3 protein-coding genes are annotated in these 17,952 nt (G+C 75.3%); all 3 read left to right on the top strand.

Features of this window, described 5'->3' with window-relative positions:
• Positions 1-43: 43 nt before the first annotated feature.
• From OUQ99_RS24695 to OUQ99_RS24685, 3 genes are read left to right on the top strand one after another with little or no spacing between them, the layout of a single operon-like run.
• Positions 44-8,128 carry a type I polyketide synthase gene (locus OUQ99_RS24695; RefSeq protein WP_267946178.1) on the top strand — a complete coding sequence of 2,695 codons (8,085 nt, stop codon included), beginning with the start codon at positions 44-46 and terminating at the stop codon, positions 8,126-8,128.
• Positions 8,115-11,507 (top strand): type I polyketide synthase, encoded by a 3,393-nt coding sequence (locus OUQ99_RS24690; RefSeq protein WP_267946177.1) that lies wholly within the window; start codon positions 8,115-8,117, stop codon positions 11,505-11,507. The genes OUQ99_RS24695 and OUQ99_RS24690 overlap by 14 nt, the downstream gene beginning before the upstream one ends.
• Before the next feature lie 43 nt (positions 11,508-11,550).
• Positions 11,551-17,760 carry a type I polyketide synthase gene (locus OUQ99_RS24685; protein ID WP_267946176.1) on the top strand — a complete coding sequence of 2,070 codons (6,210 nt, stop codon included), beginning with the start codon at positions 11,551-11,553 and terminating at the stop codon, positions 17,758-17,760.
• Positions 17,761-17,952 lie beyond the last annotated feature (192 nt).

The following is a 17,952-nucleotide window of genomic DNA, read 5'->3' as shown; positions in this document are numbered from 1 at the left end:
TGTCCGGAACATCGAGGACAGTCGAGAGTGAAGGGCAGCGAACGTGAGTGGCGGACCTGCAGGAACCCTGACCAATAGTTCCTGGGAGCCCATCGCCATCGTGGGGATATCCTGCCGCCTGCCGGGCGCCGGCACGCCGGAGGCGTTCTGGAGGATGCTGAGCGAGGGGCGGGAGGCGATCTCGCCGCCCCCCGAGCGCCTGGGCGGGGGCTCCGCGGAGCGCGGACCGCACTGGGGGGGCTACCTCCACGACGCGGAGTGCTTCGACGCCGGGTTCTTCGGCATCTCGCCACGCGAGGCCCTGGCCATGGACCCCCAGCAACGGCTCATGCTCGAACTGGGCTGGGAAGCGGTGGAGCGGTCCCGGACGGCCCCCGGAGCGCTGCGCGACGCCCGCGTGGGCGTGTTCGCCGGCGCGATCAACTCCGACTACGCGCTCCTCCACGACCGCGGCGGCTCCGAAGCCATCACCCACCACACCCTGACCGGCACCAACCGGGGCATGATCGCGAACCGGCTCTCCCACTTCCTGGGACTGCGCGGCCCCAGCCTCACCGTGGACTCCGGACAGTCCTCCGCCCTGGTCAGCGTGCACCTGGCGGTCGAGAGCCTGCGCCGGGGCGAGTCCGACCTCGCCCTGGCCGGCGGCGTCAACCTGATCCTGGTCCCCGAGAGCACCGAGCGCGTCGCCCGCTTCGGGGGGCTGTCGCCCAGCGCCCGCAGCCACACCTTCGACTCCCGGGCCGACGGCTACGTGCGCGGCGAGGGCGGCGCCGTCGTCGTGCTCAAACCACTGGGCCGTGCGCTGGCGGAGGGCGACCGCGTCCACGCCGTCATCCACGGCGGGGCGGTCAACCACTCCGGCGCCACCGAGTACCTCACCAGGCCCACGGTCGAGGGCCAGGCCGACGTGGCCCGTGCGGCCTACGCCAACGCGGGCAAGGAGCCCGGCCAGGTCGCCTACGTCGAACTGCACGGCACCGGCACCCCGGCGGGCGACCCCGTTGAGGCCGCAGCCCTCGGCGAGGTGTTCGCCGAGGGCCGGGAGGAACCGCTGCGGGTGGGCTCGGCCAAGACCAACGTGGGCCACCTGGAGGGCGCCTCGGGCATCGTCGGGCTGATCAAGACCGCCCTCGGCCTGGAGCACCAGCAGATCCCCCCGACCCTGAACTTCAGCGAGCCCCACCCCGCCATCGACCTCGACGCCCTGGGCCTGGCGGTGCAGACCCGCCGCGAGCCCTGGCCGAGCCACGCCCCCCTTGCGGGGGTGTCCTCCTTCGGCATGGGCGGCGCCAACTGCCACCTGGTCCTCGGCCCCGCCCCCGTCGCCGGCCGAGCCACCGCCGAGACGCCCGCGTCGCGCACCCTGGACCCCGTCCCGTGGGTGCTGACGGGACGCTCCGAGGAGGCGCTGCGCGCCCAGGCCTCGGCCCTGCACGCCTACGTGTCCGCCAACCCCGGCGTCCGGGCCCGCGACGTCGGCCTCTCCCTGGCCACCACCAGGGACGTGTTCGAGCACCGCGCCGTGGTCTTCGCCGCGGGAGAGGGCGGGACCAGGGAGCTGGAGTCCGTGCGCCCCGAGGGCCCCGCCGTCGTGGGCGGACCCGGACCGGTCCTCGTCTTCCCCGGTCAGGGCGGGCAGTGGCTCGGCATGGGCCGCGACCTGCTCGACGGGGAGGGGGCGATGGCCGAGGAGTTCACCCGCAGCGTCGCCGAGTGCGAACGCGCGCTGGAGCCCTACGTGGACTGGGCGCTCACCTCCGTCCTGCGCGGTGAGCCGCAGGCCCCGCCCCTGACCGGCGGCCAGGCGGGGGCGGACGTCGTCCAGCCGGTGCTGTGGGCGGTCATGGTCTCCCTCGCCCGGGTGTGGGAGTCCCTCGGTGTGCAGCCCTCGGCGGTGGTCGGGCACTCCCAGGGCGAGCTGGCGGCCGCGTGCGTGGCCGGCGCGCTCACCCTGGACGAGGCGGCCCGGATCGTGGCGCTGCGCAGCCGTGCCCTGACCGCGCTCGCGGGCAGCGGGGCCATGGCCTCGCTGGGCGTCACCCCCCCGGAGGCGGAGAAACTGGCCCGCTCCCTGCCCGACCTGCACGTGGCGGCCGTCAACGGCCCCTCGTCCGTGGTGGTGTCGGGGAACCCGCACTCGGTGCGCGAGGCCGTGGAGCGCTGCGTGGACGCCGGAGCACACGGAGCCCTGGTCGACGTGGACTACGCGTCGCACTCCGCCCACGTGGAGCGCATCCGCGACAGCGTCACCCAGTACCTCGGGAAGGTGCGCTGGCGCCGTCCGCGGATCCCCGTCTACTCCACGCTCACCGGCGGGGAACTGGGCAGGACCCCCATGGACGCGGCGTACTGGTACTCCGGGCTGCGCAACCCCGTCCTGTTCGCCGACGCCGTCGACGCCCTGGTGGCGGACGGCCACCGGATCTTCCTGGAGGTGGGCCCGCACCCGGTGCTGGCGCACGGAGTCCGCGGCTCCCTGGAGCGCGCGGGCGTCTCCGGCCACGTGCTCAAGACCCTGCGGCGCGGCGAGGGGGACGAGGCGCAACTGCTCACGGCCGCGGCCCGCGCCTTCAGCGCCGGCGTGGACATCGACTGGCCCGTGCTGTTCGAGGGCACCGGCGCGCGCCGCACGGACCTTCCCACCTACCAGTTCCAGCGCAGGGCCTTCTGGCCGGAGGGGGCGGACGGGCTCCGCCACGAGGGCTCGGTGAGCTGGGCCCCGCCGCAGCCGGCCGCCGGGGAGGGCGGGGCCGGAGCACCCCGCACGGAGACGGTCGCCGGCCTGGTGTACGCGTGCACGGCACGCGTCCTGGACCGCGACGCGCTCGACCCGGGGGACGAGCACCGGGCGTTCCGGGATCTGGGCTTCGACTCCGTCATGACGCTCGAACTGCGGGACGCGGTCCAGGGGGCCACCGGCGTCCGGCTGGACGACACCCTCCTGTTCGAGGTGCCCACCCCGGCCGGGCTGGCGGACTTCCTCACCGGCGAACTGGGCGGCGACGAGATCACCGCGGAGGGGGAGGCCGAGGCCGGACGGCCGGCCGCGACGGGCCGTCGGCCGGAGTCCGCCGGGGCCCGGCCCGTCCGGGAGCCCGCCGCGGACGACCCCATCGCCATCACGGCCATGGCCTGCCGCCTGCCGGGCGGTGCGTCCTCGCCGGAGGAGCTGTGGCGCCTGGTCGAAGAGGGCGTGGACGCCGTCGGTGACTTCCCCGACAACCGGTTCTGGGACCTGGACGCCCTCTACGACCCCGAACCCGGGACCCCCGGACGCACCTACACCCGCAGGGGCGGGTTCCTGTACGACGCCGACATGTTCGACGCCGACTTCTTCGGGATCTCCCCGCGCGAGGCCGACGCCATGGACCCCCAGCAGCGGCTGCTCCTGGAGACCTCCTGGGAGGCGGTCCAGCGCGCCGGGCTCTCCACCGACGACCTGCGCGGGGAGCAGGTCGGCGTGTTCGTCGGCGCGATGCCCGGCGACTACGGCCCCCGGCTGTCCGACCCCGCGGGGCAGGGCGACGCCGGGTACCGGCTCACCGGTTCGACGATGAGCGTGGCCTCCGGGCGCGTCGCCTACGTGCTCGGGCTGAGGGGCCCGGCGCTCACCATCGACACCGCCTGCTCCTCCTCCCTGGTGGCCCTCCACCAGGCGGCGGAGGCGATCCGCAGGGGCGAGTGCGCGATGGCGCTCGCCGGCGGCGTCACCGTGATGTCCTCGCCCGGCATGTTCCTGGAGTTCTCCGCCCAGCGCGGGCTGTCCGCCGACGGCCGGTGCAAGGCCTTCTCCGACGACGCGGACGGAACCGCGTGGGCGGAGGGCGCCGGGATGCTCCTCCTGGAGCGCGCCTCCCGGGCGAGGCGGGCCGGACGGCCCGTCCTGGCCCTGCTCCGCGGCAGCGCGGTCAACTCCGACGGCGCGAGCAACGGGCTCACCGCCCCCAACGGCAAGGCACAGGAGGACGTCATCGAGCGGGCCCTGGCCGCCTCCGGGCTGGAGGCCGGCGAGGTGGACGCCGTGGAGGCCCACGGCACCGGTACCCGGCTCGGCGACCCGATCGAGGCCAGGGCGCTCATCTCCGTGTACGGCCGTGGCAGGGGCGACGGCGCCGAGCCGCTGCGCCTGGGCTCGCTCAAGTCCAACATCGGGCACGCGCAGGCCGCCGCCGGCGTCGCCGGGGTGATCAAGACCGTGCAGGCCCTTCGCCACGGGCGCCTGCCCCGGACCCTCCACGCCGACGCCCCCACCAGCAGGGTGGGCTGGGACGGCAGCGGGGTGCGCCTGCTCACCGAGAACGAGCCCTGGCCCGACACCGGCCGCCCCCGGCGCGCGGCGGTGTCCTCCTTCGGTATCAGCGGCACCAACGCCCACCTCGTCCTGGAGGGGGTCTCCGACGAGGGCGCCCCCGTCCTGCTGCCGGACCTGCCCTTCCGGCGCCGCAGGCACTGGGCGCCGCCCGTCACCGCCCCGGCCCCGACCGGTACCGCGCTGCTCGCGGACGAGGGGCTGGAACTGGCCGACGGCTCCACCGTGTTCACGGGGGAGGTCGGCGCCGCCGACCACCCCTGGACGGCCGACCACGGGCTGCTGGGGCGGACCATCCTCCCGGGGACGGCCCTGGCCGAGCTCGCCCTGCACGCGGGCGCGCGCACCGGGAGCCCGGTCGTCACCGACCTGACCCTGGAGACGCCCCTGGCCCTGCCCCGGGACGGGGCGGCCGCGGTGCAGGTGACCGTGGGCGGACCGGACCGGCGGGGACGCCGCGAGGTGGGCGTCCACTCGCGCGGGGAAGGCGGCGGGGCGTGGACCCGGCACGCCTCCGGCATGCTCGAACCCGAGGACGACGCGAGTGCCTGGGACGCCGGAGCCGCGGGGAGGGGCTCCGCTGCGGCGGAGCCCGCCTGGTCGACGGCCGACGCCTCCCCCCTGGAGTTCGACGCCGACGCCGAGTACCAGGGCCTGGCCCGGCGCGGCTACGCCTACGGCCCCGCTTTCCGGGGCCTGCGCCGCGCCTGGCGCGACCGGAACGGGACGCTCCTGGCCGAGGTCGCCCTGCCCGGCCGCACGCGCGGCGCCTTCGAGGGGCCCCACCCGGCCCTGCTGGACGCCGCCCTGCACGCGGTGCTCCTGTTCGGCTCCTCCGGGGGCGGGGTGCCACTGGTCCCCTTCGCCTGGACCGGGGTCCGGACGGTCTCTGCCGTCGCACCGCCCGCCGAGCTGCGGGTGCGCTGGGAGACGCTCGGCCGGGACCGCTACCGGCTCACCGCCTTCGACGGTGACGGGGCGCTCGTCCTGACCGTCGACGAGCTCGTCATGCGCCCCGTCGACACCGACGCCCTCCCGCAGTCGCCGGAGGAGCCCGGACTGTACCGGCTGCGGTGGGAGGCCCTGGAAGCGCCAGACCCGGGGCGGGACATCCCGACCGGTCTCGCCTCCCTGGACGCCTTGGACCCCGAGGGTCCCGTGCCCGACGTGGTCTACGCCGAACTCCCGCCGCGCGCGGTCTACGCCGACCACGGATCGGTCCCCGACGCCGTGCGCGAGGGGCTGCGCTCGGCCCTGGGGTCGGTGCGCTCGTGGCTGTCCGACGAGCGCACGGGGCACGCCCGCCTGGTGCTGGTGACCTGGCGCGCGGTGGTGGCCCACCCCGACGACCGGCTCAGCGGCCTCGCGGCGTCCCCGGCGTGGGGCCTGCTGCGCTCGGCCCAGCGCGAGCACCCCGACCGCCTGGTGATCGTCGACTCCGACGGCTCCGAGGACTCCCACAGGGCGCTGGCCACCGTCGCGGACCTGGGCGAGCCCCAGCTGGCGCTTCGGTCGGGCGGGGTCCTGGTACCCCGCCTCGCCCCGGCGGAGGAGGAGGGGGCGCCCTCCCCGGCCGGCGCCCTGTGGCGGCTCGGCAGCCGTGGGGCCGGGTCGCTGGACTCCCTCACACCGGTGCCCGCCCCGGAGGCGGCCGCGCCGCTGGGGGAGGGACAGGTGCGCATCTCCGTCCGCGCCGCCGGCGTGAACTTCCGCGACGTCGTGGTCGCGCTCGGCATGGTCGACGACGACTACGGGATGGGGCTCGAAGGGGCGGGGATCGTCCTGGAGACCGGCCCCGGGGTCACCGACCTGGAGCCGGGGGACCGGGTCACGGGCATGTTCGGCGGGGCCTTCGGTCCGATGGCGGTGGCCGACCGCCGCCACATCACCCGCATCCCCGAGGGCTGGTCCTTCGAGCAGGCGGCCGCCGTGCCGGTCGTCTACCTGACCGCCTACCACGGCCTGGTCGACCTTGCGGCGGTGCGCCCGGGAGAGAGCGTCCTGGTGCACGCGGCCGCGGGCGGCGTGGGCCTGGCGGCGGTCCAGCTCGCCCGCCACATGGGGGCCAGGGTGTTCGCCACCGCCAGCCCCCACAAGTGGCCGGTCCTGGAGGACTTCGGCCTGGAGAAGAAGCACCTGGCCTCCTCACGCACCCTCGACTTCGAGTCCTCCCTGCGCGCCGCCAACGGCGGGCGCGGCATGGACGTGGTCCTGAACTCGCTCACCGGTGAGTTCGTCGACGCCTCGCTGAGGCTCCTGGCCACGCCCGGCGGAACCTCGGGGGCCGGCGGCCGCTTCGTGGAAATGGGTCGGACCGACATCCGCACCGACGAGGCGGTCTCCGCCGCCCACCCGGGGCGCGGCTACCAGTCCTTCCTCCTGCCCGACGTGGATCCGGCACGGATCGGACAGATGCTCGAACGGATCATGGAGCTCTTCTCGTCCGGGGCCCTCACGCCCCTGCCGATGACCGTCCGGGACGTCCGGGACGCCAAGGAGGCGTTCGGCGTCCTGGAACGCGGCGAGAACGTCGGCAAGATCGTCCTGAGCGTGCCGGCGCCCTTCCCCCAGGAGGGCACCGTGCTGGTCACCGGCGGCACCGGGACCCTCGGCCACCAGGTGGCCCGCCACCTGGTCACCCGGTACGGCGTGCGCGACCTGACCCTGGTCAGCCGCAGCGGCGCCGCCGCCGACGGGCAGGACGCGCGGACCGGCGAACTGCGCGGGCTCGGCGCGCGCGTGGGCGTCCACGCCTGCGACACGGCCGACCGCGACTCCCTGGCCCGGCTGCTCGACGGCCTGCCCGGCGACCGCCCGCTGAGCGCCGTCGTGCACACCGCCGGTGTGCTCGACGACGCCACCGTGCTCTCCCTCGGGCCCGACCAGCTGGAGACGGTCCTGCGGCCCAAGGTCGACGCCGCCTGGAACCTGCACGAGCTCACCGCCGACCTGGACCTGGGCGCGTTCGTCCTCTTCTCCTCGGTGACGGGCACCCTGGGCAGCCCCGGCCAGGCCAACTACGCCGCGGCCAACGTCTTCTGCGACGCCCTGGCGCACCACCGGCGCGAACGCGGGCTCCCCGCCACGTCCCTGGCCTGGGGGCTGTGGGGCGAGGCGAGCGGGATGACCGGCCACCTGGACGGCGGCGACCTGGACACCCTCGGCCGGAACGGCCTGCTGCCGATGCCGACCGACCGCGCCCTGGCCGCGATGGACCGGGCCCTGTACCTGGGGCACGAGAACGTCGTCCCCGCCCTGCTCGACCTGGAGAACGGCCCCGTGCTCCAGGTCCTGGGCGGACTCGCCGACCGGCGGGACGCCGTGGGCGGCGCCGAGCGGACCGGGGAGGCCCCCCTGGGGGCCGAGCGGTTCGCGGACCTGAGCGGGCCCGAGCGTGAGCGGGCGCTGCTCGCCGAGGTCCGCACGCACACGGCCGTCGTGCTCGGGCGGGCGGAACAGGAGGGGGCGTCAGGTGTTCCGGCGGACCGCCCCTTCCGGGAGCTCGGACTGGACTCGCTGACCGGGGTCGAACTGCGCAACCGGCTCGGCGCCCTCTCCGGCCTCCGCCTGCCCGCGACCGCCGTGTTCGACCACCCGACCCCCCGCGCACTGGCCCGGCTCATCGCCGGAAGGCTGTTCCCCGACGAGCCGGCGGCGCCGGAACCGGCCCGTACCGGGGAGACCGAGAAGGAGACCGACGGCCCCGGCGCCAGCGACATCGACGACATGGACGTGGAGGACCTGCTGGGGCTCGCCCTGGCAGCCGACGACACCGCGCCCGAGGGTGAACAGGAGACGGTTGATGGCTATCAGTAACGATCAGGACAGCAAGCTCGTCGCGGCCCTGCGCGCCGCGCTCAAGAAGAACGAGCGACTGCGCGAGGAACTCGACCGCGCGCCGGAGCCGATCGCGATCGTCGGTATGGGCTGCCGTCTCCCCGGGGGGATAGACACCCCCGAAGCCCTGTGGGACCTGCTGGAGCGCGGCGGCGAGGCACTGGGCCCCCTGCCCTCCGACCGGGGCTGGGACCTGGACGCCCTCCTGGGCAAGGACGGGGAGGAGGGCGGGTCGGCCATGGCGCAGGGCGCGTTCCTCGACGACCCGGCCGCCTTCGACCCCGCCTTCTTCGGGATCTCCCCGAAGGAGGCCGAGGCGATGGACCCCCAGCAGCGGCTCCTCCTCGAAGTGGCCTGGGAGGCCGTCGAGAACGCGGGGATCCCGCCGCAGACCCTGGCCGGCGGAGACGCCGGCGTGTGGGTCGGGGCCATCGCGCAGGAGTACGGGCCCCGGCTGACCGAGGCGCCCGGCGACGGGTTCGCGATCACCGGCACCACCAACAGCGTCGCCTCCGGCCGGCTGTCCTACGTCCTGGGCCTGACCGGCCCCGCCGTCACGGTGGACACCGCCTGCTCCTCCTCTCTGGTGGCCGTGCATCTGGCCGTGCGGGCGCTGCGTGCCGATGAATGCTCACTCGCACTCGCCGGCGGGGCGACGGTGATGGCCACCCCCGGCGTCCTGACCGAGTTCACCCACCTCAGGGGCCTCGCCTCCGACGGCCGCTGCAAGGCCTTCGGGGCCGGGGCCGACGGCGCGGGCTTCTCGGAGGGGGCCGGAATGGTCGCGCTGGAGCGCCTGTCGGACGCGCGGCGCAACGGGCACCGGGTGCTGGCGGTGATCCGGGGCGGTGCGGTCAACCAGGACGGCGCCTCCAACGGCCTGACCGCGCCCAACGGCCCCTCCCAGGAGCGGGTCATCGCCCGCGCGCTGGAGGACGCCAGGCTCACCCCGGCCGACGTCGACCTCGTCGAGGCCCACGGGACCGGGACCGCGCTCGGCGACCCCATCGAGGCGCAGGCGCTGATCTCCGCCTACGGTCCGGGCCGGGCGGGCGATCACCCCCTGTGGCTGGGCTCGCTCAAGTCCAACCTCGGCCACCCCCAGGCGGCCGCAGGGATCGCCGGGCTCATCAAGCTCGTCCTCGCGCTGCGCCACGGGGTGCTGCCGCGGACGCTCCACGCCGACGAGCCCACCCCGCACGTGGACTGGTCCTCCGGCGCCGTGGAGCTCCTCACCGAGGCGCGGCCGTGGCCGGAGACCGGCCGCCCCCGGCGCGCGGCGGTCTCCTCCTTCGGGATGAGCGGCACCAACGCCCACCTCGTCCTGGAGCAGGCGCCCACGGAGGAGCGGTCCGGCGCTTCCGAGCCCGGCGCCCAGGACGCCCCCGTGCGCGCAGGTGCGGACCAGGCCGCCCGTCCGGCCGCGGAAAGCGGCCCCGGAGGGGCGGAGCGCGTCCGCGGCCCCGTGCTCTGGCCCCTGTCGGCGCGCGGCGGCGCGGCACTGGCCGACCAGGCCGCCCGTCTGCGCGACCGGGTCGGTGCGGATCCCGGTCTGGACCCGGTGGACGTGGGGTGGTCGCTGGCGACCACCCGCACGGCCTTCGACGACAGGGCCGTGGTGCTGGGCGACGGCCGTGCCGACCTCCTCGACGGGCTCCGGGCCCTCGCCGAGGGGCGTCCCACCCCTGCCGTGGTGACGGGGCGAGCTGCCCCCGACCGGATGCCCGTCCTCGTCTTCCCTGGTCAGGGTGGTCAGTGGGAGGGGATGGCGGTGGAGCTGCTGGGGTCTTCCGCGGTGTTCGCGGAGCGGATCGCGGAGTGTGAGCGGGCGTTGGCGCCGTATGTGGAGTGGTCGCTGGTCTCGGTGTTGCGGGGGGAGGAGGGTGCGCCTTCGTTGGAGCGTGTGGACGTGGTGCAGCCGGTGTTGTGGGCGGTGATGGTCGCCCTGGCGGAGCTGTGGCTCTCGCACGGTCTGCGTCCGGCTGCGGTGGTGGGGCATTCGCAGGGGGAGGTGGCGGCGGCGTGTGTGTCGGGTGCGCTGTCGCTGGAGGACGGGGCGAGGGTGGCGGCGCTGCGCAGCCGGGCCCTCCTGGAGCTGTCCGGGACCGGCGCCATGGTCGCCGTCGCCCTTCCCGAGGCCCGGGTCCGCGAGGACCTGGACGCCTGGGACGGACGCCTGCACGTGGCCGTGGTCAACAGCCCCTCCTCGACCGTGATCGCCGGTGAGACGGAGGCGGTGGTCCGCCTGGCCAAGGACTATGAGGAGTCGGGGGTGCGTGTTCGTCGGATCGCGGTGGACTATGCCTCTCACACCCCGCATGTGGAGCGTTTGCGGGGGTCGTTGGCGTCGGCGTTGGCGGGGGTGGTCTCGCGGCGTCCGGAGATCCCGTTCTACTCGGCGGTGACGGGTCGTCCGGTGGTCGCGGGGGAGTTGGACGCGGGGTACTGGTTCCGGAATCTGGCCGAGCCGGTGTTGTTCGGCAGGGTGACGGAGAGTCTGCTGGCGGACGGGCACGACCTGTTCGTGGAGGCGAGTCCGCATCCGGTGCTGGGTGCCGCTGTGCAGGAGACGGCGGAGGCGGCGGGTCGGTCGGACGCGGTGGTGGTGGGCACGCTGCGTCGTGATGAGGGGGGCGGGGAGCGGTTCCTGGCTTCTCTGGCGCAGGCGTTCGCGTACGGCGCGCGGGTGGAGTGGTCGTCGGTGTTCGGGCGGGGGGCGCGGGTGGTGGAGCTGCCGACCTACCCCTTCCAACGACAGCGCTACTGGCGCTCGCCCGCGTCCGCCGCGCCCGCCGCGCCCGCCCCCGAACCCGCCGGGACGGCGGCGGTCCCGTCCGGCGGCACCGCCGCACGAGGCGACTGGCGGCTTCCGCCGGGGCTCTCGGCGGCCGAACGGGAGGAGGCCGTCCTCACCCTGGTCCGCGCGGAGACCGCCGCCGTCCTCGGCCACCCGCGAGCGGAGGACGTCGACCTCGGCCGCGGCTTCCTCGACGCGGGCGGTACCTCGCTCGGCGCCGTCCAGCTGCGGAACCGGCTCAACGAGGCGACCGGCCTGGACCTGCCCGTCACCGTGGCACTGGACCACCCCACGGCGCTCGCCCTCACCCGCCACGTGGCCGACCGCCTCGCGGAGGCCTCCGCCGCCGACCGGGCCCCGCTGCCCGTCCTGGACGAACTGGACAGGCTCGAAACGGCCCTGGCCGCATCGGCGGTGGACGACGGGACCAGGAAGGAGCTCGGCGACCGACTGCGCGGCCTCCTGCGCCGCCTCGACGACTCCGAGCCCGGGACCGAGTACGACGAGGCCACCGACGACCAGCTCCTGGAGCTGATCGACCAGGAGTTCGGGATCTCCTGACCCGCGGACCCTCCTGACCGGAACGCACACGAGAGCAGCACGGATGACGAACGAGAACAAGTTCCGCGACCTGGTCAAGAAGATGGCCGTCGACCTGCGACAGGCACGCACCCGTGTCGAGGAGCTGGAGGAGCGCGACCACGAGCCCGTCGCGGTGGTCGGGATCGGCTGCCGCTTCCCCGGGGCCGACACCCCCGAAGGGCTGTGGGACCTGCTCGTCGAGGGGCGCGAGACCAGGGGCGGGTTCCCCACCGATCGCGGCTGGGACCTGGAGGGCCTGTTCAACCCCGACCCGGACGGTCTCGGCCGGACCTACGTCCGCTCCGCGAGCTTCCTGGAGGGCGCGGGGGACTTCGACCCCGCCTTCTTCGGGATCAACCCCCGCGAGGCCATGGCCATGGACCCCCAGCACCGCCTCGTCATGGAGACGGCGTGGGAGGCCCTCGAACACGCGGGCATCACCCCCGGGTCCCTGCACTCCACCCCCGCGGGCGTGTTCGTCGGCATGGTCGGCCAGACCTACGGGCCACCGGTCCAGGAGTCCCCGGCCGAACTGGTGGGGTACCGCCTGACCGGCGGCATGACCGCCGTCGCCGCGGGCCGGGTGTCCTACACCCTGGGGCTCGAGGGCCCCGCGATCACGGTGGACACCGCCTGCTCGTCCTCCCTCGTGTCGATCGCCATGGCCGTGCGCTCCCTGCGCTCGGGCGAGTCCTCCCTCGCCCTGGCCGGAGGTGTCACCGCCCACACCGACACCTCCGCGTGGGTGTCCTTCACGGGCCACGGCGTGCTGTCCGCGGACGGCCGCTGCAAGGCGTTCTCCGCCGACGCCGACGGCACCGGCTGGGGCGAGGCAGCCGGCATGCTCGTCCTGGAGCGCCTGTCGGACGCGCGGCGCAACGGGCACCGGGTGCTGGCGGTGATCCGGGGCGGCGCGGTCAACCAGGACGGCGCCTCCAGCGGCCTGACCGCGCCCAGCGGCCCCTCCCAGGAGCGGGTGATCCGCCAGGCCCTCGCCGACGCCCGGCTCACCCCGGCCGACGTCGACGCCGTGGAGGCCCACGGCACCGGCACCCGGCTCGGCGACCCCATCGAGGCCAACGCCCTGCTCGCCACCTACGGGCGCGACCGGACCGGGGAACCCCTGTGGCTCGGGTCGCTCAAGACCAACATCGGGCACACCGGGGCGGCCGCCGGGGTCTCCGGGGTCATCAAGTCGATCCTGGCCATGCGCGAGGGGATCCTGCCGCGGACGCTCCACGTCGCCGAGCCCACACCGTTCGTGGACTGGTCCTCCGGCGCCGTGGAGCTCCTCACCGAGGCGCGGCCGTGGCCGGAGACCGGCCGCCCCCGCCGTGTGGGCGTGTCCGCGTTCGGCGCCAGCGGGACCAACGCCCACCTCGTCCTGGAGCAGGCTCCCGACGAGGCCGTTCCCGCCCCGGAACGGGAGGGCGCCGTCCTCACCGGCCCCTCCCGCGACCCGGGGGCGCGGAGCGCGGCCGGAGCCGCGGGGCCGGTGCCCTGGGTGGTCTCGGCCCACAGCCGGGAGGCGCTCGACGACTCCCTCGCCCGTCTGCGCGACCGGGTCGGGGCGGATCCCGGTCTGGACCCGGTGGACGTGGGGTGGTCGCTGGCGACCACCCGCACGGCCTTCGAGTACCGGGCCGCCGTGGTCGGGACCGGCCGCGACACCCTCCTGGCACGCCTCGGTGAACTAGCTGAGGGCGTGAACGCGGTCGGCACGGTTCGCGGACGCGCGTCGGATCGCAGGCCCGTGCTGGTCTTCCCCGGTCAGGGTGGTCAGTGGGAGGGGATGGCGGTGGAGTTGTTGGATTCCTCACCGGTGTTCGCGGAGCGGATCGCGGAGTGTGAGCGGGCGCTCGCTCCCTACGTCGACTGGTCGCTGGTCTCGGTGTTGCGGGGGGAGGAGGGTGCGCCTTCGTTGGAGCGTGTGGACGTGGTGCAGCCGGTGTTGTGGGCGGTGATGGTCGCCCTGGCGCAGCTGTGGCTCTCGCACGGTCTGCGTCCGGCTGCGGTGGTGGGGCATTCGCAGGGGGAGGTGGCGGCGGCGTGTGTGTCGGGTGCGCTGTCGTTGGAGGACGGGGCGAGGGTGGCGGCGCTGCGCAGCCGGGCCCTCCTGGAGCTGTCCGGGACCGGGGTCATGGCCTCGGTGGCGCTGCCGGAGGAGCGTGTCCGCGCCGACCTCGCGGAGCGCGACGCGGACGTGTACGTGGCGGTCGTGAACAGCCCCTCCTCCACGGTCGTCTCGGGAGCCCCCGAGGCGGTCGCCCACCTCCTGAAGGAGTACGAGGAGTCGGGGGTGCGTGTTCGTCGGATCGCGGTGGACTATGCCTCTCACACCCCGCATGTGGAGCGTTTGCGGGGGTCGTTGGCGTCGGCGTTGGCGGGGGTGGTCTCGCGGCGTCCGGAGATCCCGTTCTACTCGGCGGTGACGGGTCGTCCGGTGGTCGCGGGGGAGTTGGACGCGGGGTACTGGTTCCGGAATCTGGCCGAGCCGGTGTTGTTCGGCAGGGTGACGGAGAGTCTGCTGGCGGACGGGCACGACCTGTTCGTGGAGGCGAGTCCGCATCCGGTGCTGGGTGCCGCTGTGCAGGAGACGGCGGAGGCGGCGGGTCGGTCGGACGCGGTGGTGGTGGGCACGCTGCGTCGTGATGAGGGGGGCGGGGAGCGGTTCCTGGCTTCTCTGGCGCAGGCGTTCGCGTACGGCGCGCGGGTGGAGTGGTCGTCGGTGTTCGGGCGGGGGGCGCGGGTGGTGGAGCTGCCGACCTACCCCTTCCAACGACAGCGCCTGTGGATGACCGGCGACCGCTCGCGCGGCGACGTCGCCTCCGCCGGGCTGGAGCCGGAGCAGCACCCCCTCCTCGGCGCCGCGCTGTCCCTGGCCGACACCGGGAGCACCCTCTTCACGGGCCGGGTCTCCCGCACCACCCACCCCTGGCTGCTCGACCACGCCGCCGGGGACAGCGTCCTCCTGCCCGGCACGGCGTTCCTCGAACTCGCCCTCAACGCGGGCGACCGCCTCGGCAGCCCCCATGTGGAGGAGATCGTCGTCCAGGCGCCCCTCCTCCTGCCCGAGAGCGGCGCCGTCCAGCTCCAGGTCCTCGTCGAGGCCGCCGACGGCCGGGGCCGACGCTCCTTCTCGGTCTCCTCGCGCCCGGCATCACGGACCCCCGACCTGGGGGACCGCCCCTGGACCCGCAACGCCGCGGGCACCCTCACCCCCGAACCCGACCGCGTCCCCGACGACCTCGGGTCGTGGCCGCCCCCCGGGGCCGAACCGGTCCCCGTCGGCGACCTCTACACCCGCCTCGGCGACATCGGCTACGACTACGGCCCGGCCTTCCGCGGCCTCACCTGCGCCTGGACCGACGGGGACGAGGTGTACGCCGAGGTCGAGCTGCCCGAGGCCCAGCGGTCCGACGCCGAGCGCTTCGGCCTGCACCCCGCGCTCTCCGACGCCGCCCAGCACGCCCTCGGCTGCGCCCCCTGGATGCCCACGGACGGCGTGCGCCTGCCCTTCTCCTGGAACGGCGTCACCCTGCACGCCACGGGAGCCACCTCCCTGCGCGTCCACGTCCGGCCCCTCGGCGCCGACGAGGTCGCCATGACCCTGGCCGACGCCCACGGCGCCCCCGTCGCCACCGTGGACTCCCTCACCCTGCGGGCCCCCACGGGAGGGCCGGGCGCCGCGACCGAGCCGGCGGACGACCTGTTCCACGTGGAATGGGTCGACACCATCGCCTCACCGTCCGCCGAACCCCAGGTCTGGGCCGTGCTGGGCGAGGACATCCTCGACAGCTCGACGGCGCTCACCGCCGCCGGGCACACCGTCCGCTCCTACGCCGACGCCGACGCCCTGACCCGGGCGCTCGACGCGGGAGCCCCGGTCCCGGACCGCGTCCTGCTGCCGAGGCTCTCCACGCCCCTCGCCCCGACACCGGACGACGTGCGCACCGCTCTCGTACAGGCGGTCGACCAGGCCCAGCGCCTCCTCGCCGACGAACGCGTCGCCGACGCGCGACAGGTCCTGCTGACCCACCGGGCCGTCGCCACCGGCCCCGGCGAGGACGTCCCCGACCTGGTGCACGCGCCTCTGTGGGGGTTCGTCCGGGCGGCCGGGCAGGAGCACCCCGGCCGGTTCTCCATCGTCGACACCGACGACCCCGGACGCGCCTCCGCGCTGCTGACCGCCGTCCTCAGCGGTGACGACGACCAGGTCGCCCTGCGCGGCGGAGCCGTCCTCACCCCCCGTCTGGCGCGCAGCGCCCGGGAGGCACTCCCCACCTCCTTCGGTGACGGCACGGTGCTGGTCACCGGCGCCACCGGCACCCTGGGCGGAGAGATCACGCACCACCTGGTCGACCACCACGGGGTCCGCGACCTGCTCCTGGTCAGCCGCAGCGGCCCCGACGCCGAGAGCGCGGCAGAACTGGAGGCCTCCCTGGCAGCCAAGGGCGTCGACGTCACCCTCGCCGCGTGCGACGCCTCGGACCGGGAGCAGCTGGCCGCCCTCCTGGCCGGCCGGCGGATCACCGCCGTGGTCCACGTCGCCGTCGCCCTGAACGACGGCCTGCTCACCTCGACCACCCCCGACAGCATCGAGGACGTGCTGCGGCCCAAGGTCGACGCCGCCTGGCACCTGCACGAACTCACCTCGGACCTGTCGGCGTTCGTCCTGTTCTCGTCCGTGGCCGGCACCCTGGGCAGCCCCGGACAGACCGGTTACAGCGCCGCCAACTCCTACGTCGACATGCTCGCCCACCACCGCCGCGCGCACGGGCTGCCCGCGGTGTCGCTGTCGTGGGGCATGTGGGCCCAGCGCAGCAGGACGACCGCCGCCCTCGACGAGGGCGACATCAGCCGCTACGCCCGCCTCGGCCTGGCCGGGCCGGTGGACACCGGACACGGACTCGCCCTGTTCGACGCCGCCCTCGCCACGGGCGTTCCCCACGTGCTGCCGGTGCCCATGGACCTGGCCGGCGCCCGTGCCAGGGCCGTTCGCACCGGGAAGGTCGCGACCATGCTCCGCGGCCTCGTCCGACCGCCCCGGCGGCGGGCCGGGGCAGCGGCGGAGACCGCCGGGAACCTCCGAGGCGCCCTGGCCCGCACCCCCGCCGACCAGCGGACGGACCTGGTGCTCTCCTTCGTGCTGGCCCGGACCGCCGAGGTGCTGGGCCACGCCGGCACGGGCGCGGTCGACGCCGACACCCCCTTCCTGGAGGTGGGCTTCGACTCCCTCACCGCCGTCGAACTGCGCAACCAGCTGGCGGCCGCCACCGGCCTGCGACTGCCCGCCGGGCTGGCCTTCGCCCACCCCACACCGCGCGCCCTGGCCGTCCACCTCCTGGAGGAGGTCGGAGACGGCAGGGGCGCCGCCCCCGCGCGGACCGAACCCCGACGGGCCCTCGACGGGTTGGCGGACCTGTTCGTGGAGGCCTGCGCCCAACGGCGGATCGCCGAGGGGATCGATCTGCTGTGGGCGGCGTCCCAGGTCAGGCCCGTCTTCACCGGCGTCCACGACGCACCCGTGACGCGGGGCCCAGTCCGCCTGTCCAAGGAGGGCAGCGGCACGAAACTGATCTGCCTGCCGTCCATCCTCATGATCTCCGGGGTCCAGGAGTACGCCCGTTTCGCCAACGGCGTGCGCGGGATGCGCGAGGTCGAGGTGATCCCCGAGCCCGGGTTCACCGACGGGGAGCCGCTGCCGGCCAGCATCGGCGCCGTCACCGAGGTCCTCGCCGACGCCGTTCTGGAGTGCGCGGGAGACCGGCCGTACATCCTGGTCGGACGCTCCTCCGGCGGGTGGGTGGCGCACGCCGTCCTCGAACGGCTCGAACACCTCCGGACGCTCGGAAGGGCGCGCACGCCGGAGACGCTCGCCCTGATGGACGCGCCCCACCCCACCGACCACACCGCGCTCGCGACCATCGAGACGGGCGTGGTGGCCCGCGGGGAGCTGCTGGGCATCATGGACGGCGTCCGGCTCAGCGCCATGGGCGCCTACCTGCGCCTGTTCCGTGACTGGCTGCCCGGTCCGGTGGAGACGCCCGTCGTCCAGCTGCGTCCCGAGGAGCCCACCATCGACCGGGACGGCGGCGCGGTGCCGCCCTTCACGTGGTCGCTCCCGCACGAGGTGCTGCGGGTGCCCGGCGACCACTTCACCATGCTGGAGGGGCACGTGGACGTGGTGGGCCGCGCACTGCACGACTGGCTGGCCGCGCGGGGCCTGTAGCGGCCCCGGACGCCACGGTTCCCGGCCGGGGCCGCCACGGTCCGCCGTGACGGCCCCGGCGCCCCCGGCCCCGCACGGACACGGTCCGGGCGGGGCCGCTCCGCGTCCGCGACCCGGGGACGCGCGGGCGGGGACCGCCGGGGGATCCGGGCCCCGGCCGCCCCGGCGGCGCGCGTGCGGGGGCCGGAGCCG

It is taken from the genome of Streptomonospora nanhaiensis (assembly GCF_026642255.1).
In the GTDB taxonomy this organism is placed as follows: Bacteria; Actinomycetota; Actinomycetes; order Streptosporangiales; family Streptosporangiaceae; genus Nocardiopsis; species Nocardiopsis tropica.
The sequence above is the reverse complement of the archived record's forward strand: the minus strand, read 5'-3'. Positions and strand labels throughout refer to the sequence as shown.